Origin of the sequence: Nocardioides sp., from assembly GCF_014360585.1 — a bacterium.
Taxonomy (GTDB): domain Bacteria; phylum Actinomycetota; class Actinomycetes; order Propionibacteriales; family Nocardioidaceae; genus Nocardioides.
The window spans coordinates 83,483-109,824 of record NZ_JACIXG010000004.1 but is presented as its reverse complement, the minus strand read 5'-3'; the positions used below and the strand labels follow the sequence as shown (position 1 = coordinate 109,824).

Here is a 26,342-nt window from a genome sequence, read left to right as displayed (position 1 = left end):
CGGTGGGGATTCTCGTCCTCGTCGCGTGCAGCGTCCGACCGACGGCTGCGACCTGAGCCACCGGCGTACGTTTCACGCCGCTGTCGCCTGAGGTTCACCACGTGCAGGCGTGCAGGTATTGCGGACTGGCTTGGGTAGAGGGCTGAAACCTGTCTCGGGATCCCCTACCAAGCTCCGAGGAGTACCACCCATGTCCGCAACTCGACGCTCCCTGCTCACCGGAGGAGCCGCGGCCGGGGTCGGCCTGGCCGTCGCCGGTGCCGTTCCCGCTCTGGCCGAGGTGAAGCCCGCCAAGCCCGGCACCCTCGGTCGCAAGCGCGCCCGCGAGCCGTTCCCGCCGCTCGTGGACGACCCCAAGGGGATCCTCGCGCTGGCCGAGGGGTTCGCGTACGCCATCGTCACCTCGGCCGGGGAGACCACCCTGACGACGGGGGAGAAGACACCGTCCAACCACGACGGGATGATGGTGCTCGGAGGCAGGCGCGGGCGCTACACGCTGATCCAGAACCACGAGATCGAGCCCGGCGAGGGGATCCCGGTGCCCCTGGTCGAGGGGACGGTCTATGACCCGGGCGCACCGTCGGGTGGCTGCACCGTGATCACCACCGACGCGGGCGGCGCCAACTTCGGTGAGTTCGTCGCGATCTCCGGCACCTCCACCAACTGCGCCGGCGGCCCGACGCCGTGGGGGACCTGGCTGACGTGCGAGGAGACGGTCAACGACGCCGGCGAGGAGTGGGAGGGCGAGGACGGGACCAAGGGCGTCTACGAGAAGGACCACGGCTACGTCTTCGAGGTCTGGGCCGACGGCTCCGCCGACCCGCGCCCGATCAAGGCGTTCGGCCGCTACGACCACGAGGCGCTCGCGATCGACAAGACCCTGACCCGGGTCTACCTGTCCGAGGACGCCGACGAGCCGAACGGGCTCTTCTACCGCTGGACCGCTCCGGCGGGCGTGAAGCTCGGCCCGGGCGTACTCACCGAGCTGGCTGACGACGCCGGCACGCTCGCCGCGATGCAGATCATCCTCCCCGACGGCTCGGTGCTGCCGGACGTTGCCTACCTGACCTCCGCGCAGATGGGCCAGCCCTTCCCAGTGAAGTGGAAGACCGTCCCCGAGCGCGACGCCCAGCAGACTCCGTGCCGCGAGCAGTTCGCCGACGGCGAGGTCACCCGGGGCCGCAAGTTCGAGGGTGTGTGGGGCACCGACGAGGGTGTCTACGTGGTCAACTCCTACGCGTGGGAGGACGGCGACATGCCGGCCGATGCGTCGCCGCACGACGGCATGGTCTGGTTCTACGACTACAAGGCCGAGACGATCCAGCTGGTGACGTACTTCCCTCACCAGACCCAGTCCGAGGACGACGCCCCGGCCCCTCGATTCAGTGACCTCACCTTCGACGGCCCCGACAACGTCACCGTCACGCCGTGGGGCTCGCTGGTCCTCGCCGAGGACGGCAGCGGCGCCTCGCACGTGCTCGGCGCGTTCCCGGGCGGTCCGGCCTACGCCATCGCCCGCAACGACCTCAACGACTCCGAGTTCTGCGGCCCCTGCTTCTCGCCCGACGGCAAGGTCCTCTTCGTCAACATGCAGGACCCTGGCTACACCCTGGCCATCACCGGCCCGTGGGAGCGCTACCTCGGCTGAGGCGGATCAGGAAGAAGTACGCGGCGGCCGGCTCGAGCCGCCCGCCGCGTGCTTCGGGCAGCCGGAGCCGCCCTCGACTCAGCTCAGTGTGTGCTCGATCCCTCTCGAGAGGGCCGCGACGTGCTCCAGCCGCCGTCGATGTTCAGGTGAAGAGGATGGAGCGAAGGCGAGGCCGAGATACGCGCTCAGGTTCGCCTTGTCGCCGGGTCACCGTTCGAGGAGTTCGGTGGCCCGCACGGCGCCGATGAGGAGCGCGACGTCACGACCGAGCCAATGTGCGGCGGCAAGGTCCGAGTCGTACTCTTCGGCGGCCAAGACACTGTTGCCCTCTTCGCTTTGGTAGAGGGAATCGCTCACCTTTGAGGAGTCGAAGTACCAGGACAGCACGACGCCGATGTCTTGGGCGTCCTTGAACTCGCCGTAGGCGGAACGATCAAGCCAGGCGGCGAGCTTGGCCGCCGCGTACCCGGACGGGGAAGGCAGACGGATGGGTTCGGTGAGCCCCAAGTCGAGCGGCACCGCGGCGTCGTAGATCTCATCGAAAGCCCACACGCTGACGGCTTCCTTGCGAGGTGGTGGGGTGACGACGCCGGCAGGTTGCTCGACCCCGCCGAATGCGAGGAGGTCAACGTCGATACCTGCGATGCGGTACCGGATCTGGTTGCTGCCGGTCGGTGCGAAAGCGCTGGTGAGATCCCTGTACGAGTCCCAGGAGGCCAAGGCAACCGCGAGATCGATGTCATGGGTGGGTCTTGTGTTGGTCTCATGCCCGAGCGAGACGTGCCATAGATCGCGGGCGTGGGCGCCGACGAGCATGACGTCGTCAGGACGGAGGTTCGTAGCGGCACTCAGGGCTGCATCGACGACGGCTCTTAGCGGGTCGAGCGTTCCAGCCGGTACGCGGGCGAGATCAAGCTGCATGGTCACGCAGATCACGGGCGATGGCGCCTAGGCGCGGATCTCCGGTCGCCAGAAGGTCGGCGTAGACAAGTGGCCATGGACTGAGTCGAGGCGACCCCGCTGGGTGTTCGTCTTCACCGTCAGGATCGCGCCAGAACTTCCTTCGTACGAAGACGTTCATGGTGCCGTCGGTGCGCCAGCGGTTCAAGATCGGCAGGCTTGGTCCGTCGGGCTGCGCGAGCTCGTCGACGTAGAGGGTCAGCGTCGCAGGACGGATCGAGTCGCGTACGGCGCTCTCGCCGCTGATGTGGATCGACGTGCCGCGGAGCTTCTCGACGTCGATGTCTCCATGGAAGTCGGCAAGTCGAAGCCGAGGTGCGAGCCCGCCGGGGAACGCTGCTGCCCAGTGGTCGAGGAGGTCGCCGTTCCGGGTCCCGGATACCGGCAGATCGTAGCCCGACGCGCGGAGCAGCCGCAGCGTGTCGTTCACCAGTCCCACCGATACGCCTGAGGCTTGGGCGATCTCGCGTTGGGAGGCGCGCCAGAGCGCCGGCCAGGCGAGTAGTGCGAAGACAACCTGAGAACGGCTGGTGCTGAACAGGTTGGTGCCCGTGGTCGTCGGCGACTGTGGTGCGGGACCCCTCGGTCTGCGTCCGCGGACATCCACCAAGACATCGCCGAACTCGATATGGGCATTGCCTGCCCCATCTGCGTACTGGATGCCGGCACGACCAAGGGCGTCCGCGGTCTTGGGTGGGACGTGGTGAGCCCAGACGAGCAGCGGTAGGCCGCCGGCGAGGACCAGCGCGCCTCGAGCGTCGGCCAGCCGGACTCTCCGGGCGCCCATGAATGCGTACGATGTGGTCGTTCTGCCGCGGCTCAGTGTGGCCCTGCAGAAGACGTAACCGTTGTGGTCCGCGGGCGACTCCAGCTCGAGGGCCAGGCCGAGCTCGCTCAGGCGTTTCACCGCAGTGTCAGGGTCGAGGGTCATCGTTACGTCCGTTCAGTATTTCTCCTTGTTCAGGATAGTTGAACGACAAGAAATACTGAACACCATAGCCTGGTTGGGTAACGCCGTTTTCGGTGGTGGCGGTGAGGTCGTGAGCCCTGTGAGGCCGTGAGCGGAAGTTGACGGGCTCGCACGCGAGGATCGGCGGCCGTTGAAACCTGGGCTGGCGATCGTGGTCGGTATCTCGCTGACTGCCGCACCTGAGGAGCCCGCCATGAGCCGCCGCCACTGGATCGACGACTGGCGTCCGGAGGACGCCACCTTCTGGGAGGAGACCGGGGCGAAGACCGCCCGCCGCAACCTGATCTGGTCGATCTTCTCCGAGCACCTCGGATTCTCGGTCTGGCTGATCTGGTCGGTGTCCTCGGCCTTTTTGGTCGCCCAGGGATTCGACTTCACCCCGGGCCAGCTCTTCTTCCTGATCGCAATCCCGAACCTGGTCGGCTCGCTGCTGCGGGTGCCCTACACCCTTGCGGTGCCGAAGTTCGGCGGGCGCAACTGGACGATGATCTCGGCCGGCCTGCTGCTGGTGCCGACCCTCGGCTTCGCGTACGCCGTCACCCAGCCGTCCACGCCCTACTGGGTCTTCTGCGTGATCGCTGCCACCGCGGGCCTCGGCGGCGGAAACTTCGCCTCCTCGATGGCGAACATCAACTTCTTCTACCCCTCCGCCAAGAAGGGCGCGGCGCTCGGGCTCAACGCAGCCGGCGGCAACGTCGGCGTCGCGCTCATCCAGTTCCTGCTGCCGGTGATCGTCGGCGGTGCCGGAATCTTCGGGCTGGTGAAGGCCTCCGAGGGTGGCATCCACCTCGAGCGGGCCGCCCTCGTCTACGCCGGCCTGGCCATCCTGGGTGTGATCGCGGCGTACTTCTTCATGGACAACATCACTGACGCCAAGTCCTCCCCGAAGGAGCAGCTCTCGGTCGTGAAGTCGAAGCAGACCTGGATCATGGCGTTCCTCTACATCGGCACCTTCGGGTCCTTCATCGGCTACTCCGCCGCGATGCCGCTGCTGATCAAGCTCAACTTCTGGGTGCCCGAGCCCGCGCCGCTGGGCACCGGTATCTACTTCGCCTACTTCGCCTTCCTCGGTGCGCTGATCGGCTCCGCGACCCGGCCGCTGGGTGGCTGGCTGGCCGACCGCTGGGGCGGCGCGAAGGTCACGCTCGGTGCGTTCATCGGGATGGTCGTGTTCACCCTCGCGGTGCTGTGGACCCTGATGCAGCTCACCCCGAACCCGGACGCCACTCCCGCGATCGCGTTCGACAACCAGTCGTGGTTCCCGGCCTTCCTGGGCTTCTTCATGCTGGTCTTTGCCGCCACCGGCATCGGCAACGGGTCGACCTACAAGATGATCCCGTCGATCTTCCGCCGCGAGGCCGAGCTGGCCACCACGCCCGGCACCGCCGAGCGCGAGGCCGCGCTGGTCGGCGCCACCAAGAAGTCGTCGGCCGCGGTCGGGATCATCGGCGCGGTCGGCGCGATCGGCGGGTTCCTCATCCCGATCGCCTTCAACAGTCCCTGGGTCTCCAACCCCCTCGACGCCACCAAGTCGGCGTTCATCGTCTTCACGGTCTTCTATGCCGTCTGCGCGTTGGTCACCTTCACCGTCTATCTGCGCCCGCAGCGTGCGCGGGTCGGTGAGCTGGCCGAGGTGCGCATCTGAGCCGCCCCCCGCCGCTGTAACAGCGTGTTACAGCGGGCGCAGCTGTCCTCAGGCCAGGCCGATCGCCGCCTCCGCGGCGGCCAGGACCGGGGCGGTCACCTCTCGGCACCTGGCTGCTCCGGCGGCGTACACCTCGGTCACGTACGTCCGGTCGGCGGCGAGCTCGCGGTAGCGCTTCTGGATCGGCTCGAGCTCGGCGACGACCGCGTCGGTGACCGCGGCCTTCAGGTCGCCATAGGTCGACAACCCCGCAGCTGACCCGCCGCAGGCCTCGAGGATGTCGATCAGGTTGGTGACCCCCGGCCGCTCCTCGTCCCGGGAGACGTCCCCGGCCGAGTCGGTGACCGCACGGGCCACCTTGCGGCGTACGACATCGGGCTCGTCGAGCAGGAAGATCGAGCCGGGATGCGCGTCCCCGGCCGACTTCGACATCTTGCGAGTGGGATCGGCCAGGTCCATGACGCGGGCCCCGGCCTCCGGATGCACCGCCTGAGGGACCGAGAAGACCCGGCCGTACGTCGTGTTGAACCGCACCGCGATGTCGCGGGCGAGCTCGACGTGCTGGCGCTGGTCGTCACCGACCGGCACCTCGGTCGCGCCGTAGAGCAGGATGTCGGCCGCCATCAGCACCGGATAGGTGAACAGCGAGGCGCGCACCGATGCTCCGACTCGGCGCGACTTCTCCTTGAACTGGATCATCCGTCCCAGCTCACCGGTGTGCGCGACGCACTCCAGCAGATAGCTGAGCGACCGGTGTGCCGGGACGTGGGACTGGATGAACAACGCGGCCGGTTCGAGCCCTGATGCCATCAGGAGGAGGGCCATCTCCTCCGTCCGCGTACGCAGCACCGACGGTTCGTGCGGCAGCGTCAGTGCGTGCAGGTCGGAGAGCCCGTAGAAGGCGTCCGAGTCGGCCGAGGCCGCCATCGGCCGCAGCGCGCCGAGATGGTTGCCGAGCGTGAGCCGGCCGGAGGGAGTGATGAGGGAGAGTCGCCTGGTCATGGTGGACCTTTCGGGTGGTGAGGCCCACGGGTCAGCGACGATCACAATCAGAAAGGCCGCCCGCGGGCGGCCTGATGTGAGTGCTCAACAATCGGGTGGACCGCCTAGGAGGCGGACCACCACTGAGCTGAACGAATGCTGAACACCCCTCCAGTGTCGCACATCCCACGGATACCGTGTGGCCCATGACGACTTCGCCGACCACATGGCCGAACACCTGCCAGGGCCACTCGACGGTCGTCTTCGATGACAGCCTGGCCGACTACGACTTCGGCCCGACCCACCCGATGGCGCCGATCCGGGTCGACCTGACGATGCGACTGGCCGACGAGCTCGGCATCCTCGACCGTCTGAAGGTCGTCGAGGCGCCGATGGGCACTCCGGAGCAGCTGCTCACCATCCACGACGAGAGCTACATCGAGGCGGTGATCAAGGCGGGCCGCAGCGGTGACGCGGATATCGCTCACGGTCTCGGCACGGAGGACGACCCGGTCTTCCCGCACATCCACGACGCCAGCGCCCACATCGTCGGCGCGAGCATCGAGGCCTGTCGTCAGGTCTACTCCGGAGAGAGCCTGCACAGTGCCAACCTCATGGGTGGCCTGCACCATGCGATGCGCGGCCGCGCCGCCGGATTCTGCATCTACAACGACGTCGCCGCCGGCATCCAGTGGCTCCTCGACCAAGGCGTGAAGAAGGTCGCCTACGTAGACGTGGACGTGCACCACGGCGACGGCGTCGAGCGGGCCTTCTGGAACGACCCGCGCGTCCTGACGATCTCCCTCCACGAGACCGGCCAGCTGCTCTTCCCCGGCACCGGCTTCGCCGAGGAGGTCGGCGGGCCGGGCGCCGAGGGCAGCGCCGTCAACGTCGCGCTCCCGCCCGGCACCGCTGACCACGGCTGGCTGCGGGCTTTCCACGCCGTCGTGCCCGACCTGATCCGCGAGTTCCAGCCGGAGATCCTGGTGACCCAGCAGGGCTGCGACTCGCACACCGACGACCCCCTCGCCGACCTGGCCCTCAGCGTGGACGGGCAGCGTGCGACGTACGTCGCCCTTCACGACCTCGCCCACGAGGTGTCTGCTGGCAAGTGGGTCGCGTTCGGCGGCGGCGGTTATGCGGTGGTCGACGTCGTGCCCCGCGCGTGGACGCATCTTCTTGCGCTAGTGTCTGGTAATCCCTTGGAGCCGACGCTCGACGTGCCAGGTGGCTGGCGCGAGCACGTGCGGACGCGCCTCGGGAGGGTCGCACCGTTGCGCATGACGGACGGGCGTGAGCCGGCCTACCGCGACTGGGGGAGCGGATACGACCCCGGCACGTGGCTGGACCGGCAGGTCCACGCGACTCGCACAGCGGTGTTCCCGCTGCACGGGCTCGACCCGATGCCTTAGTCCCCCGTTTCTAGACGGCCTAGAAACGGTCGGCTCGTCGCGCCCAAAAGCAACTCGACACGCCGGTAGTATGTGAGATTGATAGGGGTGTCCTCTTCCCCACGAGTCACATCAGGCTCTATTCTCACTTTGGGATCGCGTTTTTGGACCAGAGGTGGGGAAGCCTCTGGCGTCGCGGTCACTCGAGAGAGAACGGTGGAAGCAGATGGTTACTCCTTCTGGAGACATCTCTGACAGCAAGTTCCTGACCGTTGCCGAGGTTGCGTCGATGATGCGCGTCTCCAAGATGACGGTCTACCGGTTGGTTCACTCGGGCGAGCTGCCTGCGGTGCGCGTCGGTCGCTCCTTCCGGGTTCGGGAGGACGACGCGAACGAGTACCTCAAGAGCTCGTTCTACAACGCGGGCTAGTTGTCGGACCCCGCGCCCAGGCATGATGGGCGCGGGGGCAACACCCCGTCCCATCAGGTCACCGATTCTCTCTGGGCGCCCTGGCTTCGTTAGTCTTACCCCCTAGGTCTGTTTGCCGCTCGCTGCGGCGAGTGGCCGCGTCGGCACCGGGCCGGCAATCTCTGCAACGATCGTGAAGGGTTCCCCGTGGGTTCTGTCATCAAGAAGCGTCGCAAGCGCATGGCGAAGAAGAAGCACCGCAAGCTGCTCAAGAAGACTCGCGTCCAGCGCCGCAAGCTCGGCAAGTGACGTACGTGGCGTAGGTGGCGGAACGCACCGGACCCGGCCGGGTCCTTCTGGTCACCGGGGTCTCGCGTGACCTCGGTCGCCGCTTTGCGCGCGCTGCCGCCCGCCACCCCAACGTCGAGCGAGTGATCGGCGTCGATGTCGCCCCGCCTCGCGGGGACATCGGCAAGGTCGGATTCGTCCGCGCCGACATCCGCAACCCGGTGATCGCCAAGGTGATCGCCAAGGAGGAGGTCGACACCGTCGTCCACCTCAGCGTCATCGCGACCCCCGGCACCACCGGGGGTCGTTCGACGATGAAGGAGCTCAACGTCATCGGGACGATGCAGCTCCTCGCGGCCTGCCAGACCGCGCCGTCCCTGCGCCAGGTCGTGGTCAAGTCGACGACGCAGGTCTACGGTGCGAGCAGCCGCGACCCGGCGATGTTCACCGAGTCGATGGAGCCGCGGCGCACCCCGTCCTCCGGCTATGCCCGCGACGTGGCCGACATCGAGTCCTACGTACGCGGCTTCGCCCGTCGACGCCCGGACGTGGCCGTCACGGTGCTGCGTTGTGCCAACCTCCTCGGGCCGAACGTGCACAGCCCGATCGCGTCCCACTTCCGGCGCGCCGTCGTGCCCAACGTGCTCGGCTACGACCCGCGCCTGCAGTTCCTGCACGAGCAGGATCTCTACGGCGTCCTCGAGCATGCCGTACGCACCGGAGTCCCAGGGACGTTCAACGTCGCCGGCGACGGCGTGCTGACCCATTCTCAGGTCGCCAGGCGGCTGCAACGGATGACCGTGCCGATCCCTGAGCCGGTCTTCGGCATGACGAGGTTCGGTGGTGGTGAGTACCCCGCCGAGCTGAGAGCGCTGCTGACCTATGGCCGAGGCGTCGACACGACGAGGATGCGCTCCCTGTTGGGCTTCGAACCGCGGTTCACCACCGCGGACACGGTCCGGGACTTCGCCGACAGCGTGAGGCCGACCGTCAGTCGTACCGACCGTGCCCTCGCTTCGTTGGAGAGCCGACTGACAGGAGTGCCTCGGTGACCGAGTCCGCCGCCCAAGGTTTCACCGGCACCACGACACGCGATCGCCACCCGCTGCGGGCGATCCCGGCGTCCGACTGGGCCGCGGCCCTGGAGAGCGCCGCCAAAGAGGTCTTCGGCCCCGAGTGGGAAGCGCAGCTCGCTCGGTTCATCGTGTTCCTGCGGCGCCGGATCTCGGGCCAGTACTCGGTCGACGAATACGGGTTCGACCGTGAGCTCACTCAACGCTTCATGCTTGCCGTGCTGCGCCCGATCAAGGAGAAGTGGTTCCGGGTCGAGGTGCGCGGGATCGAGAACATCCCGACCGACGGTGGCGCGCTGATCGTCTCCAACCACTCGGGCACGATCCCGATGGATGGCCTGATGACGATGGTCTCGATCAATGACGAGCTCGGCCGTGACCTGCGCCCGCTCGGAGCCGATCTGGTCTTCCGGATGCCGATCATCGGCAACATCGCCCGCAAGGCGGGGGCGACCCTGGCCTGCAGCGAGGACGCCGAGCGCATGCTGCGCGGCGGCGAGCTCGTCGGCGTATGGCCCGAGGGCTTCAAGGGCATCGGCAAGCCTTACAGCGAGCGCTACAAGCTACAGCGCTTCGGGCGTGGCGGGTTCGTCTCCTCCGCGCTGCGCACCGGCGTCCCGATCGTGCCGCTCTCCGTCGTCGGTGCCGAGGAGATCTACCCGCTGGTCGGCAACATCCCGGCCCTAGCCAAGGTCCTCGGCGTCCCCTACCTGCCGATCACGCCCTTCTTCCCGCTTCTCGGGCCGCTCGGTCTCATCCCGCTCCCGTCGAAGTGGCTCATCGAGTTCGGCGAGCCGATCCGCACCGATGCCTACGACGCGGCAGAGGCCGACGACCCGATGCTGGTCTTCAACGTCACCGACCAAGCGCGCGAGACTATCCAGCAGACCCTCTACCGCCTCCTGGGCGAGCGGGCTTCCGTCTTCGGCTGACCCAACTCGCCGAAACGTCAGAAACTGACCTCTCGGCGGGCGGTTGGTCAGGGGAGGAGCAGACCGGTGGCGCCGGCGAGAACGTCGCCCACCAGTCCGGTGACGCCGGTGACCAGGCCGGTGACGGGGCCCGTCACGGTGCCGGTGTCGGGCTGAGGCGTCGGGTCCTCGATGGGACCGTCCTCGGAGGGGTTCGGGGTCGGCAGGATGCTGCCGGCGTCGTCGGGGGCCTCGGAGGGTTGCTCCGGGTCCTTCTTCTCACCCTTAGGGTCGGTCACCGATCCGGGACCGATCTTGTCGGGGTCGATGGAGGGAAGGTCGAGGGCGTTCTTGTCCTGGGTGAGCGGCGGCAGCGCCTCGGCCTCGACGACGGTGTCGGCCGGAAGCAGGCCGTCGATGTCGGAGGTGAGACTGGAGACCAGCGTCGCCGGGAGCTCGGTGATGCCGCCACCACAGGTGGGGCAGAGCTGCGCTGCGGCCTGGTCGATCAGCACGAGCGTCTGGGCGGCGTCGGAGACCGCGGGCTCTGCCCGCTCCGGAACGTTCGGACCCAGGGCGGCAAGCTTCTCGACGCCATCGGCTGCGAACGTACGCAGCTGGGCGAGCGATTCGTTGTCCTGGGACTGCTCGAAGTCGCTGATCAGCAGGTCGGAGCCGCGGGCGGCCTGGCGCGAGAAAGTCTCGAGCGTCGAGGTCACCTGCTCGGTGTCGGTCATCGGTGCGTCGGCGACCAACGACTCGGCCTCACGAAGGCGGGTGCCGGCGTCCTCGAGGATCCGGATGCCACGGGCCTGGGTGCTGACGGTGAAGCCGGCCGAGACGTTCTCAACGGCGCGCTTCACCGGGTAGAGCGAGTCGCCCGGAAGGGCGGTCTGGGACGCGGCTGCGGCGCCTGCGGTGCCACCGACGATCGCCATCGCGGCGAAGGCGACGGCCAGCTTGCGCTGGCGGCGGGGCCTCACCGGGCTGACGGTGAGCTTGCGCTCGACGGTCTTCTCGGTCCGCGGCGCCGGCACGAGCTCGGTGTCGGCGGCCTCCATCAGGCGCTCTCGCAGCGAGACGGAGAAGTCGCGACTGGGCACAGTCGAGTCGCTGAGAGTCGAGAGCGACGAAGCGAAGACTGCCAGATCGCGAAGCTCATCGGCAGACTGCGAGGCACGCCGATCCGTCGCGGCACAGGCCGCGACCATTCGGTCGAACTCGTCGGCACGCTTTCGCGCCGGGAATGCCGGGCTCATCGAAGGGTTCCTACTCGGTATCGGCAGTGAGGGATTCGTCGAAACAGCTGCGCGCAAGGTGCAGCCATGTCAGACAACGAGTCGCCCCGGCCGCGGGTTACGGCAACCGGTCGAGCATTCAAGGTGGTGCGGAACACAGTCATCAGCGGATCCCGTCAGGCATCTGCTTGGCGAGGTTGCGGATCCCGCGCAGCTGGAGCTGTTTCACGGCTCCGTCGCTGCGTCCGAGGATAGCGGCTGTCTCGGCGATGGACAGCCCCTGGAGGAAACGCATGATGATGCAGTCGCGTTGTTCGTCGGGAAGCTTGGAGAGGGCGCCGAGCAGCATCTCGTTGGTGACGCCCGCCATCACGATCTTCTCCGGGCCATCGGCCGAGGAGTCGTGCAGACCCATGTCCTCGGTGGTCATCTCCAGGCGCGTACGCCCCGCCTTGAAGTGGTCGGTGGCCAGGTTGCGGGCGATGGTCATCAGCCAGGCGCCGAAGTCCTTGCCCTGCCAGCGGAAGCCGGTCATCGAGCGCAGCGCCCGGAAGAACGTCTCCGAGGTGAGGTCCTCGGCGACCTGGGTCGAGCGGGTCCGGTAGAAGAGGAACCGGTAGACCGCGCCGTGGTAGTGGTCGTAGAGGAGGCCGAAGGCATCCTTGTCGCCCTTGCGAGCCAGCTCGACCAGCGCGATCAGGCGGGTGCGGTCGGCCTCGCTCTCCTCCGAGGACGTGGCGAGCTCGGTGTCGTCGTCGGGCTCGTTGTCGGATTGGGGCTTGATCTCCTGCGTGCCACCTGAGCCGTGCGGCTCGGGCTCGGAGAACGGGCCCGTGGCACCGGCGACCCCGGCGTAGGCCGGTTCATAGCCCTCGTTCATCAAGAGCTCGACCGCAGCGCGCAGCGCATCCAAGCGACGACGGACGTCATTGGTGCGGCGCGACATGTGGGTCCCTCCCGAAGACTCCCCCTGAGCGAGAGCCACCTTACGGGTTAGCGGCTCCGGATGTCAGGTCCAGAGCCGAACTTCTGTCGGCGTGTGGTGGCAATTTCGTTAACGACCGGGTGGATCACTGCCGTTTGCCCCTCAGAGCGATCGCCACCGCGATCGCCCCGGTGGCCGCGCCGCCCAGCGCAGCCGTCATCACGCCGGCCCGAGCGGCCTTGCGACCGGTGCGGTAATCGCGGATCGGCCAGCCCTTCGCGCGCGCGTGGGCGCGCAGGCGCGTGTCCGGGTTGATCGCACACGGATGCCCGACCAAGGAGAGCATGGGCAGGTCGTTGTAGGAGTCCGAGTAGGCCGCACAGCGCGACAGGTCGAGGCTCTCCCGGGCGGCGATCGCCTTGACGGCCTCGGCCTTGGCCGGCCCGTGGAGCATCTCGCCGACGAGCGCGCCGGTGTAGACGCCGTCCTCGGTGGCTGCCACCGTCCCGAGCGCGCCGGTCAGCCCGAGCCGGCGGGCGATGACCCGAGCCGCCTCGACAGGTGCCGCGGTCACCAGCCACACGCGCTGGCCCTGGTCGATGTGGGTCTGCGCGAGAGCCCTGGTGCCGGGCCAGATCCGGTGGGCCATGCCCTCGTCGAAGATCTCCTCCATCAGGCTCTCGACCTCGTCGGCGCGGTGGCCGCGGATGAACGACAGGGCAGAGGAGCGCGCCGACTCCATGTGAGCGGGATCCTCGACCCCGGCCACGCGGAAGTACGCCTGCTTGTACGCAGCCGAGGCGATGTCCCGCGTACGGAAGAACTTGCGCCGATGCATGCCACGGGCCAGATGGAAGATGGTCGCGCCCTGCATGATCGTGTTGTCCACGTCGAAGAACGCTGCCGCCGACGGGTCTCCACCCGTCGGATAGAGCCAGGCCTCGATCTCCGCGGCTGCGGCCGAGGCCTCGCCGGCGAGAGCCGAGCGGCGTTTGAGGTCTTTTCGCCGCAGCTCGGCGCGGCGGCGGTCGCTGGCGCTGCTCATTTCGCCAACAGTAATGGTCATGGCACCTCAATGGGGGTCAGGTGCCAAGATGGTCGGGTGGAACCGCGTGTGACCTTCTACTCCCGTCAGGGCTGCCATCTGTGCGACGAGGCTCGGCTCGTGGTCGAGCGGGTGGTCGGCGACGGCTACACCGAGGTCGACATCGACACCGACGAGGAGCTGCGCGAGCGCTTCACGAACGAGGTCCCGGTGACGTACGTCGATGGGAGGCAGCACGACTTCTGGCGTGTCTCCGAGGAGCGGCTGAGGTCAGCGCTGGCGCGCTCACCAGAATAACTGTCGATCGGCCCATTACCCCGAACAACCCCCCTCTGCCAACTCCCCAAGCACGTGTGCTAGCCAACGGCCTGCGAGTTTGTTCTCGCGGTCACAAACTCCGTATGGTGGCGGAGCCGCACGGCGATCCCGGGCTAAAAAGCCCCCGCCTGTGGCGCCGGCATTGAAAGAGCAGAGCGTGACGGCACGGAGCACGAACACGGGCGAGGGCAGCGGTGCTCACGACCCCCACCGGGACATCCCCGAGGCGACTGTCGCCCGGCTCCCGGTCTACCTCCGGGCCCTGACCTCGCTCGCCGAGCGCAGCATCGCCTCCTGCTCCTCCGAGGAGCTCGCGACGGCCGCCGGCGTCAACTCCGCCAAGCTGCGCAAGGACCTCTCCTACCTGGGCTCCTACGGCACTCGTGGGGTCGGCTACGACGTCGACTACCTGAGCTACCAGATCGCCCGCGAGATCGGCGTGACCCACGACTGGCCGGTCATCATCGTCGGTATCGGAAACCTCGGCCAGGCGCTGGCCAACTTCTCCGGCTTCAGCAGCCGTGGCTTCCGCACCGTCGCGCTCTTGGACGCGGCCACGCAGATGCAGGGCCAGGAGGTCGCCGGGCTCGAGGTCCGTCCGTTCGCAGACCTGGCCCGGATCGTCGCGGCCGAGCAGGTCTCGATCGGGGTCATCTCGGTGCCGGCGACCGCCGCCCAGGACGTCGCCGACGCGATCGTCGCGGCCGGCATCACCAGCATCCTCAACTTCGCGCCCGCCGTGCTGAGCGTGCCGCCGGGTGTCGACGTACGCAAGGTCGACCTCTCCATCGAGCTGCAGATCCTCGCCTATCACGAGTCGCGCAAGGCTGCGGAGTCTGCCGAGGCAGCCGCGACGGTGGACAATGGTTCCGGGGAAGGGATCACGGCATGAGCGTTCTTGTAGTCGGAATCTCGCACAACTCTGCGCCGGTCTCGATGCTCGAGGCGGCCTCGGTGGACACCGAAGGGCTGCAGAAGCTCCTCACTGACGTGGCTGGTTGTGAACACGTCAGCGAGGCAGCGGTGATCGCGACCTGCAACCGTCTCGAGATCTACACCGAGGTCGAGCGGTTCCACGGCTCCGTCGAGGAGCTCTCGCGGCGCATCATCGAGGGCGCCGGCCAGACGCTCGAGACGATGCTGCCGCACCTCTACGTCCACTACGACGACGGTGCCGTCTCCCACCTGTTCAAGGTGGCCGCCGGGCTCGACTCGATGGCCGTGGGCGAGGGGCAGATCCTCGGCCAGGCACGTGCCGCCCTGCAGCTCGGCCAGGAGATGGGCACCGTCGGACCGGCGCTCAACAGCCTGTTCCAGCAGGCGTTGCGGGTCGGCAAGCGCTCGCGTGCGGAGACCGACATCGATCGGGCCGCACCGTCACTGGTCACCGCATCGCTGGGCCGTGCCGCACGAGCCGTGGGCGACGTACGCGGAAAGCGGGTCGCCGTCGTCGGAGCCGGTGCGATGGCCGGGCTGGCCACCGCGACGGTGTCGCGGATGGAGGCGGCCGACGTGGTCGTGGTCAACCGCACCACGGCCAACGCCGAGCGCCTCGCCAGCGAGTACGCCGCGCGCTCGGCCTCCCTCGAGGAGCTGGCCGACGAGATCGCGGCCGCCGACATCGTCATCACCTGTGCGGGCGCCAACGGGCTGCTCGTGCCGGCCGACATGGTCGGTGACCGCAGCAGCCACCCAGTCGCGCTGATCGACCTGGCGCTGCCCCACGACATCGACCCCGGCGCGGGCTCGCTCCCGGGCGTGACCCTGATCGACCTGGCCGCCCTCGCCGACGAGCTGCACGCCTCGCCCGCCGGCAAGGAGGTGCTCGCGGTCCGCGACATCGTCACCCAGGAGGTCGCGGCCTTCCTGAGCGCTCGGCGCCAGTCGGCGGTCACGCCGACGGTGGTCGCCCTGCGAAGCATGGCCACCGGCGTCGTCGACACCGAGATGGAACGTCTCGACAACAAGCTGCCCGACCTCGACGAGGCGACTCGTGCCGAGGTCCTCCGGACCGTACGCCGCGTGGCCGACAAGCTCCTCCACGAGCCGACCGTCCGGGTCAAGGAGCTCGCCAACGAGTCCGGCGTGGTGTCCTACGCCGCGGCGCTCGCCGAGCTCTTCGCGCTCGACCCCGAGGCCGTCTCCGCGGTGACCCGGGCCGACGTCCCAGGAGACCCCTCATGAGAACCCTTCGTCTCGGCACCCGCCGTTCCCGGCTCGCCGTCACCCAGTCGACCCTCGTCGCGGAGATGCTCCGCGCCCAGGGCCACACCGTCGAGCTGGTCGAGATCGTCTCCGACGGCGACCGCACCCAGGCGGCGAACACCCCGCTGACGAGCGCGAGCTCGACCGGCGTCTTCGTCAGCGCGCTGCGCGACGCGCTCCACGCCAAGGAGATCGACCTCGCGGTCCACTCGCTCAAGGATCTGCCGACCTACCCCGAAGAGGGCATCGAGCTGGTCGCGGTCCCGTCGCGCGAGGACCCGCGCGACGTGATCGTCGCCCGCGACGGCCTGACCCTCGGTGAGCTCCCGCCGGGCTCGCGGGTCGGCACCGGTTCGCCCCGGCGGGTCGCCCAGATCAAGGCCCTCGGCCTCGGCCTGGAGCTGGCCGGCATCCGCGGCAACGTGGACACCCGCATCGGCAAGGTCCGCTCGGGCGAGTTCGACGCGGTCGTCCTCGCGCGCGCCGGCCTGGCCCGTATCGGCCGGCTCGACGAGGTCACCGAGGTCCTCGACCCGATCCAGGTGCTGCCCGCTCCCGGTCAGGGGGCTCTGGCGATCGAGTGCCGTGCAGGTGACGCCGACGCCGACGTACGCAAGATTCTGACCTCACTCGACGACTCGCCCACCCGAGCGGCCGTCGAGGCGGAACGCGCGGTGCTCGCCACCCTCGAAGGTGGCTGTGCTGCGCCCATCGGGACCCTCGCCGACGTGGTTGAGGGTGAGGAAGGACCAGAGCTGTGGGTGCGGGCAGTCGCGCTCTCACTCGACGGCTCGCTCTCGGTTCGACTCTCCGCATCCGGTCCGGTCGACGACGCCGCAGGCGTCGGGCGCCGGCTCGCCGAGGAGATGCTCGCCGAGGGTGCAGCAGACCTGACCGACGATCCCGCGGACCCAGGCCAGGCTGTCATGGACACGGGCGGTTCCCCCCAGACCGCTCCCGAGCAGGACAAGGTGCGCAACGCATGACCCGAGCAAAGACCACCGAGCAGACGGCCGAGCACAGCTCGACCACCCCACTGGGCTGGGTGTCCTTCGTCGGCAGCGGTCCCGGTGACCCTGAGCTGCTGACGGTACGGGCGATCGACCTGTTGAAGCAGGCCGATGTCGTCGTGACCGAGGCCCCCGAGCACGCATCACTGGTGCGCGGCGTACTCGGCATCCCCGAGCCGGTCGAGCCGGCCGAGGGTGAGGAGAGCCCAGAACCGGTCGGACCCGAGTTCATCGACGGCGGGTTCGGCGTGGACGGCCAGCCCCTGGCCAACGCCGCCCGTGCCAAGGCCGTCGTCAAGCAGGCCAAGCTGGGCAAGCGCGTCGTGCGCCTGATGACCGGCGACCCCTTCCTCTACGCCTCGGGCCCCGAGGAGGCGCAGTCCTGCGCCAAGGCGGGCATCGGCTTCGAGATCGTCCCTGGCGTCTCGTCGGTGTCGGCGGTCCCCGCCTACGCCGGCATCCCGCTGACGACCAAGGACCACCACGAGGTCGCCGTCGTGACCTGCAACGAGAAGATCGACTGGAGCCAGTACGCGGACAACCGCACGCTCGTGCTCCTCTCCGGTGTCGGCATGATCGGCGACATCGCCAAGGAGCTCGTCGCGTCGGGCCGCTCGGCCAAGACGCCAGTCGCGATCACCCGCGTCGGCACCACGACCGAGCAGTCGACGATAGAGTCGACCCTGGAGAACATCGCCGTCGACGCTCGTGCCGCACGGATGGCGCCGCCGGCGATCGTGGTGATCGGCAAGGTGGTCAATCTGCGTGAGACGCTCTCGTGGTTCGAGACGAAGCCGCTCTTCGGGTGGCGCGTCCTCGTGCCGCGCACCAAGGAGCAGGCGCCGGCGCTGTCGCTGAAGCTGAAGGGCTATGGCGCCGTGCCCGAGGAGGTCCCGACGATCTCCGTGGAGCCGCCGCGCAACCCGCAGCAGATGGACAAGGCCGTACGCGGTCTGGTCGAGGGCCGCTACAACTGGATCGCCTTCACCTCGATCAACGCGGTGCGCGCAGTGCGCGAGAAGTTCGACGAGTACGGCCTGGACTGCCGTGCCTTCTCCGGTCTCAAGATCGCCGCGGTCGGCGAGAAGACCGGGCAGGCGCTCGAGGCCTGGGGTCTGCGCCCCGACCTGGTGCCGAACACCGACAACCAGTCGGCCGCCGGTCTGCTCGAGGTGTGGCCGGAGTACGACGCGGACCTCGACCCGATCAACCGGGTCTTCCTCCCGCGTGCCGACATCGCCACCGAGAACCTCATCGCCGGCCTGGTCGACCTCGGCTGGGAGTGCGACGACGTGACCGCCTACCGCACGGTCCGGGCGGCCCCGCCGCCCGCGCCGACCCGCGACGCGATCAAGACGGGCAAGTTCGACGCGGTGGTCTTCACCTCCTCGTCCACGGTCCGCAACCTGGTCGGCATCGCGGGCAAGCCGCACACCTCCACGGTGATCGCGGCGATCGGTCCGGCCACCGCCAAGACCGCCGAGGAGCACGGCCTGCGGGTCGACGTGATGTCGCCCGAGCCGTCGATCGAGGCGCTCACCGAGGCGCTCGCCGACTTCGGCGCAGCGCGTCGCGCCGCGCTGGTCGAGCAGGGCCTCCCGGTCACCAAGCCGTCCGACCGGCGTCCCGCCTCGCGCCGTCGTTCGCGCACGAGCTGACACCACGCTGGTCGATCAGCACCCGTTGGTCGAGCCCGCGAGCGCCAGCGAGCGGTGTCGAGACCAACACAGTCCCTAAGCGCGTAGGGGAATGTGTTGGTCTCGACACGCCTTCGCCTAGCGGCTCCGGCGGCTCGACCAGCGGTGGGCTCGACCAGCGGCGTACTCTGGAGATCTGATGAACATCGAGAAGCCCGTGATCCGTCCCCGTCGGCTGCGCCGCACGCCGATCATGCGCCGGATGGTCGCTGAGACGGCCGTACGCCCGGCCAACCTGATCCTGCCCGCGTTCGTGCGCGAGGGGATCGACGAGCCCGTCCCGATCTCGACCATGCCCGGGGTCGTCCAGCACAGCCGGGAGTCGCTGCGGAAGGCCGCGGCCGAGGCCGCCTCCGCCGGTATCGGCGGAATCATGCTCTTCGGTGTCCCGGAGACGAAGGACGCCGTGGGCTCGGGCGCGCTGGACCCGGACGGCATCCTCAACGTGGCGATCGCCGACGTGGTCTCCGAGGTCGGCGACGCGCTCACGGTGATGAGCGACCTGTGCCTGGACGAGTTCACCGACCACGGCCACTGTGGCGTGCTGGCCGAGGACGGCTCCGTCGACAACGACGCCACCCTGGAGCTCTACGCCCAGATGGCGATCGCCCACGCCGAGGCCGGCGTCCACATGGTCGGGCCGTCCGGGATGATGGACGGTCAGGTCGCGGTGACCCGTGCTGCTCTCGACGGCGCCGGCTACACCGACGTCTCGATCCTCGCCTACTCGGCGAAGTACGCCTCGGCCTTCTACGGCCCGTTCCGAGAGGCGGTCGACTCCGCGCTCAAGGGCGACCGGCGCACCTATCAGCAGGATCCGGCCAATGCGCTCGAGGGCGTCCGCGAGGCGCTCCTTGACGTGGCCGAGGGCGCCGATATCGTGATGGTCAAGCCCGGACTTCCGTATCTCGACGTGCTCCAGCGAGTGCGTGAGTCTGTCGATGTTCCCGTGGCGGCGTACAACATCTCGGGGGAGTACGCGATGTTGGAGGCTGCTGCTGCGAACGGCTGGATCGACCGCGAACCGGCGATCCTGGAGACACTCACCGCCTTCAAGAGGGCGGGCGCGGACGCCATCCTGACCTACTGGGCCACCGAGGCAGCCGGCTGGTTGCGAGGCTGATTTCTTCGCCCGATCAGCCCGAGCAGCTCTGTGACGTGGAACACCTCCTGAGAGTAGACTCGAGATCGTGACCAATCGAGAGTTGGGCAGCCCGAAGCGCACCGGACGGCCGCGCAACAGCGGGCGTGATTCGGCGAATCCCCGGGAAGAGATCCTCAAAGAGGCGTCCCGGCTTTTCACTGCCCAAGGGGTCGCGGCGACGACGATCAGCCAGATCGCGGAGAGCGTAGGGCTGCGGCAGTCCTCGATGTACTACTACTACAAGTCCAAGGAGGGGATCCTCTCCGCCTTGATGGAGAAGAACCGCGAGTCGCTCACGCTCGCGGAGAAGCTTCTCGAGGAGGACGGCCCGGTCGCGCCCAGGCTCTACGCGTTCCTCTACACCGATGTCCGCCAGCTGTGCACCGCCCCGCTCGACTTCTACGAGCTGGAGATCGCCGCCCTGGCGCAGCCCGCTGTCTTCGAGGGTTTCGAGGAGGACGGCGACAAGCTGTGCGCCGCGGCGGCCCGGCTCCTCGAGCTCGGCGTCGACAGTGGTGAGCTGCGCCGGACCGACCCCGCAGCGACCGCGCTGATGCTGCTCTCGCTCAACGAGGGCGCCCAGCACCGGCTGTGGCACGGCCGCCGTGAGGACGAGAAGCCGACGACCAGCAGCCACGCCATCGCGGAGTCGGTCGCCGACTACCACCTCAACTCTCTGCTGACCGACGTGTCCGCCCTGGCCGCGGTCCGCGAGGCCGGCCGCGACTTCGTCACCGAGTACGCGGGCGACGAACCAGCCGCCTGATCGGCCGTCCGACCCGCTGCTCGATGGGGCTGTCTCGCGCCGCCGAGCAGCTGTAACACGTCGTTCGTAGGACTACTCGCCTTTTATAACGACCGGATAGTCCTACGAACAGCGTGTTACACGTCGGCTGAGCGGCCCCGGACATGCGAAGGGCCCCGCCAGATGGCGGGGCCCTTCGTGGTTCAGGATCAGTTCGGCTTGATGCCGACGAGGCTGCCGAGGATCTGGGTGATCACGGTGAGGAGGCCGCCGATGACGCCACCGACGGCGCCGAGGGCCTCGGGGACGGTCTTTCCGGCGAGCTGGCTGACGCAGGTCTGGATCGGCCCGCCGAGCTTCCCGAGAAGACCCGGGTACTTCTTGGCGAAGGCGTCGGTGCAGATCTTGAGCAGCTCGTCGGTGGAAGCGGTGAGGTCCTCGACCGGCTTGGTCACCGGCGCCAGGGGCTTCGCGGGGTCGACGGTGCCGCCGTCACCGCCGGTGCCGCCTCCGGTGCCGCCGCCGCTACCGCCGCCCGGTGTCTGACCGGCCGGTGTCTCCGTGGAGGGGCTGGAAGGACCCTGTGAGGAGCCGCCGCGCGGCCCGGCCTGCTGCTTGCCGCGGGCCCGGAACTCGCGGTCCTTCTGCTTCGAAGGCTTGGGAGCATCCATCCGCGGGATCGCGTAGTCGACCGGGACCGTGCTGTTCGGGATCGAGGTGAAGTCGCCGGAACGGTAGGCCTCGGCGACACCGAGCACCGTCGTGACGTACGACTGGCTGTGGTTGTAGCGGAAGACCGCTGCCCGCGCGCCCTGGTCGGTGGAGAGATCGTCGTTGCCGGAGCAGAGGTAGACGGCAGAGGCGAGCGCGGAGTCGTTGATGTCCTGGGGGTTGCGCTTGCCGTCGCCGTCGGCATCCACGCCGACCATCGCCCAGGTGGAGGGGATGAACTGCATCGGGCCGACCGCACGGTCGTAGGTGGTGTCGCCGTCGTACTGCCCACCGTCGGTGTCGGTGATCTGGGAGACGTTGCCCTTGCCGTTGAGTGGCACCCCGAAGATGCCGGGGGTGGAGACACCCTCGGCGGTGAGACGGTTGTCGTTGGCGCGCCCGTGGTTGGACTCGACCCGCCCGATCGCGGCGATCAACGGCCAGTCGATCTTGCAGGCCGGGTCCGCGGCGTTGATGACCGTGGCTGCGCGCTGATACGCGGCGAGCGCGGCCGAGGGGATGCCGGCTGTGCTCGCCGTCCCGGGCAGCGACTTGTCGCCCTTGTTGGTCGAGGCGGACACGCTGGCCGGCGCCTCGATCGCCTCGGACGGAACCGAGGTGCCGTCAGGCAGGCTGAAGGCGTCGTCATAGCTGGCCGGACCAGAAGCTGTGGCACTCGACTGCGTCAGACCGGTGACGTTGACCGTCCAGGCCGCGCTCAGCAGCGCGAGCGGAACGAGCGCGGTCGCCTTCTGAAGGCGGCTGTAGCGCGTAGCGGACATCGAATCTCCCTTTCAATCCCCGGACCTGAAAGGCCCGGGTCTTGCTCCCCATTCGCAACGTTCTAAACGAACCGTCTCACGTCAAAGTTACGCACGTCACGTTTTAGTGGAACATTGCGTTCCAGTTAACGAGACGCTGATGAGACGCGGGGGCATGCGGTTCATGACGTTGAACCGTGGCGTCCGCTCCAAGCCGCGCCTCCATACCGGCCAGGGTAAGCGGAAATCCACAGTTACGGAACGACCGACCCATTGCGGAGATCGAGGGTCTTCGTGGTGGCAGGGTGACGGCTGCCGCTCCGACTCGGGTCCCGGATCGTGCTTCCTCGGTCTTCTCGTGTCTGGAGTCTTGTATGGCTTATGTGTCGTCGCGCCTTGTCGCCGGTATGGGTGTGGCGCTCGCCGCAGCCTCCCTCTCGTTCGTGCCGCAGCCTGCCGGGGCAGCCCCGCCGACTGCTGTTCGACCGATCAGCGCGAACGTTGACGCCGCGCCGCTCGCACCGGCCGTATCGAGTACGTCTTTCCCGGAGTGTTCGACCGTGTGCCCGCACAACGGAACGCGGGTCGGCGTCGAGGGCACCTTCGAGGTGGAAGCGGCCAAGGGCGACACCGACGTCGACGCGTACCGCTGGTCGATCATCGGTCCCGCGGAGGGAGAGCCATCGGGACTGAGCGAGCCGATCCTCACGAAGGCGGGGCGGGCGCGGTCCTTCTCGTTCACGTCGCAGAAGACAGGCCTCCGCAAGGTGCAGGTGCAGGCGCGCGACAAGGCGGGCGTGTGGGGCTCCACCGCGTCCTACAGCTTCTACGTCCCTGCGAACGAGGTGGTGACCGAGTGGTCGTTCACCGATCCTTCCAACCCTGGAGCGAACTCCGGAGCCGACCCGGCCGCGGGCACGCTCGACCTCGGTGGCGCGGTGACGTCTTCGGTGGGCCGTAGCGGCACGGGCCTCCAGTTCCGCGGAGGCGCACCCGCGACCGCCACGAACACCGGGGTCTCGACCGGTCAGGACTTCTCCGTCGCCCTGTGGGCGCACGTCGACACAGCCGAATCTGCGACCCTGGTCTCGGTTCCTGCAGACGAGGGCAACGCGTTCGAGATCGGGTACGACGCGACCGACGGCACCTGGCTCGCCGGCCGACGATCCGCTACGAGTGCGGAGCTGGCCTCGGCGCCGGGGATCCGCGGGGTCTGGGCGCACCTGGCAGCGACGTACTCCTCATCGGCCAACGAGCTCACCTTGTGGGTCAACGGCAAGGCCGAAAGCACCATCGTCTACAGCGGCGAGGTTTCGGACGGAGCCACCTGGCAGCTCGGGTGCGGCAACCCGGCGTTGCCGGATCCCGGCTGTGGCGTTGCGACGGTCGACGAGGTCGGCCTCTGGGACAACCGCGCCACCGCTCCCGACATCGCCAAACGCGTGAGCCTGGCCGACGAGACCGGGTACGCGACCAGCATGGCTGCGGAGTGGAACCTCGGCGTCAGCACCGACACCGTCGAGTCCGGGGTGCTGACCGATCGCTCCTTCGGTGCCCAGCTGCAGGTCGCGGGCGCGGGCGACCAGTACCTTCCGGGCGGTTCTCTGGCGTTGCCGGGCACGGCCGGTCAGAGCATCACCCTGGACCATCCGGTGACGGATTCGGCCGCGTCGTTCTCGGTGGCTGCGTCGCTCCGTCTGACCGACCCGACGCAGGGAGGGGTGATCGTTCAACAGTCCGGTGAGAACGCGGCGGCCTGGACGCTCGGCTACCGCGTCAAGAGCGATGGCTCCGGCGGGCAGGTGTACTTCCAGATGGCCGGCGGCGACAGCGCCGATGCCACGGTCGCGGAGGTGCGCGCGGACGTCTGGACACCCGAGGATGTCAACGTCGTGGTCGGCGTCTACGACGCTGAGCTCCGCCGGATCGAGATCTATCTCAACGGCTTCTCTCCCGAGCTCGGAGACGGCAGTTCCGAAGGCCAGATGCCGGAGGCATCGTTCGCCACGCCGTGGACCGCTCGGGGCGGGTTCGAGGTCGGGAACGGGACGACGACGCTCGATCTCGCGGGCCCTGAGGCGTCGCTTGCCGCTGACGTGAAGGGCGTGTGGCAGTACGCCGGTGCGCTCAGCGCGAACGACATCTACAACGCCGACGCCGGGCTGCCACCTGGGGCTGCGACTCCCGTCGGCTGAGGCCGAAATGGGGTTTCGGGGCGACCTCAGAGAGAATGCGTGAGTGCCTCACGACATCTCACCTCTGTCCGCAGCGGCATCCGAAGCGCTCTTCGCCCGCGCGAAGGCGGTGACGCCGGGTGGTGTGAACTCGCCCGTGCGCGCCTTCAACGCGGTGGGCGGGACACCGCGGTTCATCCGGGAGGCGAAGGGAGCGTGGCTGACCGACGTCGACGGGAACGAGTACGTCGACCTGATCTGCTCCTGGGGCCCGATGCTGCTGGGCCACGCCCATCCGGAGGTCCAGGCGGCGGTCCTGGAGGCGGTCACGCGGGGCACGTCCTACGGGACGCCGACGACCCCTGAGGTCGAGCTCGCGGAGGAGATCGTGCGCAGGGCGCCGGTCGAGAAGGTGCGGTTCGTCAGCAGCGGCACCGAGGCGACGATGTCGGCCATTCGCCTGGCGAGAGGGTTCACCGGCCGCGACGTGATCCTGAAGTTCGCCGGCAACTACCACGGCCACGTGGACTCGCTGCTGGCCAGCGCCGGCTCCGGGCTGGTCACCCACGCGATCCCCGGCACCCCCGGCGTACCCGAGAGCAGCACCGAGCTCACCGTCGTGCTGCCCTACAACGACCGTGCCGCGGTCACGGCGGCCTTCGAGGAGTACGCCGGCCGGGTGGCCTGCCTGATCACCGAGGCCGCTCCCGGCAACATGGGCGTCGTCCCGCCGGAGCCCGGCTTCAACCAGTTCCTGAGCGAGACCTGCACACGCAACGGCGCCCTGTTCATCTCCGACGAGGTGATGACCGGGTTCCGGGCGAGCAACCAGGGCCAGTGGGGCCTGGACGGCAAGCGCGAGGGCTGGACGCCCGACCTGGTCACCTTCGGCAAGGTGATGGGCGGTGGCTTCCCGGCAGCGGCGTTCGGCGGCCGCGCCGACGTGATGGCCTCGCTGAGCCCCGACGGGCCGGTCTACCAGGCCGGGACGCTCTCGGGGAACCCGGTCGCGACCACCGCCGGCCTGACCACGCTGCGGCTGGCCACCGACGAGGTCTACGACCACATCACCAAGGCCGCTGACATCGTGAAGGCCGCGATCGAGGAGAGCTTCACCAAGGCCGGTCTCCCGCACGTCATCCAGTCCACCGGCACGATGTTCTCGGTCTTCTTCACCGACAGGCCGGTGCGCAACTTCGACGAGGCCAAGACCACCGACGAGGCGGCGTACAAGGCCTTCTTCCACGCGATGCTCGACCAGGGCATCTACCTGCCGCCGAGCGCGTACGAGGCCTGGTTCCTCTCATCTGCGCACGACGAGCGAGCCGTCTCCCAGATCGTCGAGGCGCTTCCGTACGCTGCTGATGTCGCTGCAAAGGCGGTCATCTCGACAGGCACGCCCACCGGAGGGGAATGAGTATGGAGACCACGGTCCACCTGTTGCGCCATGGTGAGGTGCACAACCCGGAGGGCATCCTCTACGGGCGCCGAGCCGGCTACAACCTCTCCGAGCTCGGCCTGCAGATGGCGGAACGGGTCGCCGACCGGATCGCCGGGCAGGACATCACCCACGTCATCTCCAGCCCGCTCGAGCGGGCGCAGCAGACCGCCGGCCCGCTGGCGAAGGCGCTCGGCGTCGACATCTCGCTCGACGAGCGGGTGCTCGAGTCGGAGAACCTCTTCGTCGGCAAGAGCTTCAAGGACGGCCTGGGTCCGCTGAAGGATCCCAAGGTCTGGCCGAAGCTGATCAACCCGTTCAAGCCGTCGTGGGGTGAGCCCTACCTGGAGATCGTGGCCAGGATGATGGCCGCGATCCACGACGCGCGGGACCTGGCCCGTGGCCACGAGGTGGTCATCGTCTCCCACCAGCTGCCGATCTGGACCACCCGGCTGCACGTCGAGGGCCGCAGCTTCCTGCACGACCCGCGCCGCCGCCAGTGCGCGCTGTGCTCGCTGACCTCGCTCCACTTCGTCGACGACGAGTTCGTCGCGCTCTCCTACAGCGAGCCGGCCGGCGACATGCTGCCCGCCAAGGACAAATACGCGCCGTTCTCGGCCGGCGACGCGGAAGACGCGGAAGATTAACGAGGCTC

The 26,342-nt window shown here is 68.5% G+C and carries 24 protein-coding genes; 17 read left to right on the top strand and 7 right to left on the bottom strand.

Features of this window, described 5'->3' with window-relative positions:
- Positions 1–190: 190 nt before the first annotated feature.
- On the top strand, positions 191–1,648 hold the full coding sequence (locus H5T77_RS02685) for an alkaline phosphatase PhoX (RefSeq protein WP_292644697.1): 1,458 nt from the start codon (positions 191–193) through the stop codon (positions 1,646–1,648).
- A 207-nt stretch (positions 1,649–1,855) separates the two neighbouring features.
- On the opposite strand, the gene H5T77_RS02680 is transcribed toward H5T77_RS02685, so the two are convergent.
- Both H5T77_RS02680 and H5T77_RS02675 read right to left on the bottom strand, forming a co-directional pair.
- Positions 1,856–2,575 carry a hypothetical protein gene (locus H5T77_RS02680; RefSeq protein ID WP_292644695.1) on the bottom strand — a complete coding sequence of 240 codons (720 nt, stop codon included), beginning with the start codon at positions 2,573–2,575 and terminating at the stop codon, positions 1,856–1,858.
- Entirely contained in the window at positions 2,559–3,539 is a 981-nt protein-coding gene (locus H5T77_RS02675; protein ID WP_292644693.1) for a type IV toxin-antitoxin system AbiEi family antitoxin, read from the bottom strand. Before H5T77_RS02675 ends, H5T77_RS02680 begins: the two co-directional genes overlap by 17 nt.
- A 232-nt stretch (positions 3,540–3,771) precedes the next feature.
- On the opposite strand from H5T77_RS02675, the gene H5T77_RS02670 reads away from it, so the two are divergent.
- Entirely contained in the window at positions 3,772–5,223 is a 1,452-nt protein-coding gene (locus H5T77_RS02670) for an MFS transporter (RefSeq protein ID WP_292644690.1), read from the top strand.
- A gap of 48 nt (positions 5,224–5,271) precedes the next feature.
- On the opposite strand, the gene trpS is transcribed toward H5T77_RS02670, so the two are convergent.
- A complete protein-coding gene (gene trpS, locus H5T77_RS02665) occupies positions 5,272–6,225 on the bottom strand; it encodes a tryptophan--tRNA ligase (RefSeq protein ID WP_292644689.1) in 954 nt (317 codons plus the stop codon).
- A 185-nt stretch (positions 6,226–6,410) separates the two neighbouring features.
- Between trpS and H5T77_RS02660 the strand changes: the two genes are divergently transcribed.
- The 5 genes from H5T77_RS02660 (at position 6,411) to H5T77_RS02640 (ending at position 10,297) form a co-directional block, all read left to right on the top strand.
- The gene (locus tag H5T77_RS02660; protein WP_292644686.1) at positions 6,411–7,616 is read left to right on the top strand and encodes an acetoin utilization protein AcuC; all 1,206 of its coding nucleotides are present in this window, start codon (positions 6,411–6,413) and stop codon (positions 7,614–7,616) included.
- 205 nt (positions 7,617–7,821) lie between these two features.
- Positions 7,822–8,025 (top strand): helix-turn-helix domain-containing protein, encoded by a 204-nt coding sequence (locus H5T77_RS02655; protein WP_008356311.1) that lies wholly within the window; start codon positions 7,822–7,824, stop codon positions 8,023–8,025.
- A 186-nt stretch (positions 8,026–8,211) separates the two neighbouring features.
- Positions 8,212–8,313, top strand: coding sequence for a 30S ribosomal protein bS22 (locus H5T77_RS02650; RefSeq protein ID WP_008356322.1), 102 nt, complete (start codon positions 8,212–8,214; stop codon positions 8,311–8,313).
- A 14-nt stretch (positions 8,314–8,327) separates the two neighbouring features.
- Positions 8,328–9,344 carry an NAD-dependent epimerase/dehydratase family protein gene (locus tag H5T77_RS02645; protein WP_292644680.1) on the top strand — a complete coding sequence of 339 codons (1,017 nt, stop codon included), beginning with the start codon at positions 8,328–8,330 and terminating at the stop codon, positions 9,342–9,344.
- The gene (locus tag H5T77_RS02640) at positions 9,341–10,297 is read left to right on the top strand and encodes a lysophospholipid acyltransferase family protein (protein WP_292644677.1); all 957 of its coding nucleotides are present in this window, start codon (positions 9,341–9,343) and stop codon (positions 10,295–10,297) included. The genes H5T77_RS02645 and H5T77_RS02640 overlap by 4 nt, the downstream gene beginning before the upstream one ends.
- Before the next feature lie 47 nt (positions 10,298–10,344).
- Here the strand turns inward: H5T77_RS02640 and H5T77_RS02635 are convergent, their stop codons facing one another.
- The 3 genes from H5T77_RS02635 to H5T77_RS02625 all read right to left on the bottom strand — a co-directional run bounded on the left by H5T77_RS02635 (position 10,345) and on the right by H5T77_RS02625 (position 13,484).
- Positions 10,345–11,535 carry a DUF5667 domain-containing protein gene (locus tag H5T77_RS02635; protein ID WP_292644676.1) on the bottom strand — a complete coding sequence of 397 codons (1,191 nt, stop codon included), beginning with the start codon at positions 11,533–11,535 and terminating at the stop codon, positions 10,345–10,347.
- Positions 11,536–11,677: 142 nt separating this feature from the next.
- Positions 11,678–12,460, bottom strand: coding sequence for a sigma-70 family RNA polymerase sigma factor (locus tag H5T77_RS02630; protein WP_292644675.1), 783 nt, complete (start codon positions 12,458–12,460; stop codon positions 11,678–11,680).
- A 124-nt stretch (positions 12,461–12,584) separates the two neighbouring features.
- On the bottom strand, positions 12,585–13,484 hold the full coding sequence (locus H5T77_RS02625; RefSeq protein ID WP_292644673.1) for an HAD family hydrolase: 900 nt from the start codon (positions 13,482–13,484) through the stop codon (positions 12,585–12,587).
- 57 nt (positions 13,485–13,541) lie between these two features.
- On the opposite strand from H5T77_RS02625, the gene H5T77_RS02620 reads away from it, so the two are divergent.
- From H5T77_RS02620 to H5T77_RS02590, 7 genes are all read left to right on the top strand, one after another.
- A complete protein-coding gene (locus H5T77_RS02620; RefSeq protein ID WP_292644672.1) occupies positions 13,542–13,781 on the top strand; it encodes a glutaredoxin family protein in 240 nt (79 codons plus the stop codon).
- 178 nt (positions 13,782–13,959) lie between these two features.
- Positions 13,960–14,694, top strand: coding sequence for a redox-sensing transcriptional repressor Rex (locus tag H5T77_RS02615; protein ID WP_292644671.1), 735 nt, complete (start codon positions 13,960–13,962; stop codon positions 14,692–14,694).
- Positions 14,691–15,986 (top strand): glutamyl-tRNA reductase, encoded by a 1,296-nt coding sequence (locus H5T77_RS02610; protein WP_292644670.1) that lies wholly within the window; start codon positions 14,691–14,693, stop codon positions 15,984–15,986. The genes H5T77_RS02615 and H5T77_RS02610 overlap by 4 nt, the downstream gene beginning before the upstream one ends.
- Positions 15,983–16,993 (top strand): hydroxymethylbilane synthase, encoded by a 1,011-nt coding sequence (gene hemC / locus H5T77_RS02605; protein ID WP_292644669.1) that lies wholly within the window; start codon positions 15,983–15,985, stop codon positions 16,991–16,993. The genes H5T77_RS02610 and hemC overlap by 4 nt, the downstream gene beginning before the upstream one ends.
- Complete coding sequence (locus H5T77_RS02600; RefSeq protein ID WP_292644667.1) at positions 16,990–18,675, top strand: bifunctional uroporphyrinogen-III C-methyltransferase/uroporphyrinogen-III synthase; 1,686 nt, start codon at positions 16,990–16,992, stop codon at positions 18,673–18,675. Before hemC ends, H5T77_RS02600 begins: the two co-directional genes overlap by 4 nt.
- A 178-nt stretch (positions 18,676–18,853) precedes the next feature.
- Entirely contained in the window at positions 18,854–19,837 is a 984-nt protein-coding gene (hemB, locus tag H5T77_RS02595) for a porphobilinogen synthase (RefSeq protein ID WP_292644665.1), read from the top strand.
- A gap of 67 nt (positions 19,838–19,904) precedes the next feature.
- Entirely contained in the window at positions 19,905–20,624 is a 720-nt protein-coding gene (locus H5T77_RS02590) for a TetR/AcrR family transcriptional regulator (protein ID WP_292644663.1), read from the top strand.
- 188 nt (positions 20,625–20,812) lie between these two features.
- Here H5T77_RS02590 and H5T77_RS02585 read toward each other — a convergent pair whose 3' ends face one another.
- The gene (locus H5T77_RS02585) at positions 20,813–22,096 is read right to left on the bottom strand and encodes a lytic transglycosylase domain-containing protein (RefSeq protein WP_292644661.1); all 1,284 of its coding nucleotides are present in this window, start codon (positions 22,094–22,096) and stop codon (positions 20,813–20,815) included.
- 539 nt (positions 22,097–22,635) lie between these two features.
- Between H5T77_RS02585 and H5T77_RS02580 the strand changes: the two genes are divergently transcribed.
- From H5T77_RS02580 to H5T77_RS02570, 3 genes are read left to right on the top strand one after another with little or no spacing between them, the layout of a single operon-like run.
- A complete protein-coding gene (locus H5T77_RS02580; protein ID WP_292644659.1) occupies positions 22,636–24,270 on the top strand; it encodes a LamG-like jellyroll fold domain-containing protein in 1,635 nt (544 codons plus the stop codon).
- 43 nt (positions 24,271–24,313) lie between these two features.
- On the top strand, positions 24,314–25,666 hold the full coding sequence (gene hemL / locus H5T77_RS02575; RefSeq protein WP_292644657.1) for a glutamate-1-semialdehyde 2,1-aminomutase: 1,353 nt from the start codon (positions 24,314–24,316) through the stop codon (positions 25,664–25,666).
- The gene (locus tag H5T77_RS02570) at positions 25,663–26,334 is read left to right on the top strand and encodes a histidine phosphatase family protein (protein WP_292644655.1); all 672 of its coding nucleotides are present in this window, start codon (positions 25,663–25,665) and stop codon (positions 26,332–26,334) included. Before hemL ends, H5T77_RS02570 begins: the two co-directional genes overlap by 4 nt.
- Positions 26,335–26,342: the final 8 nt, after the last annotated feature.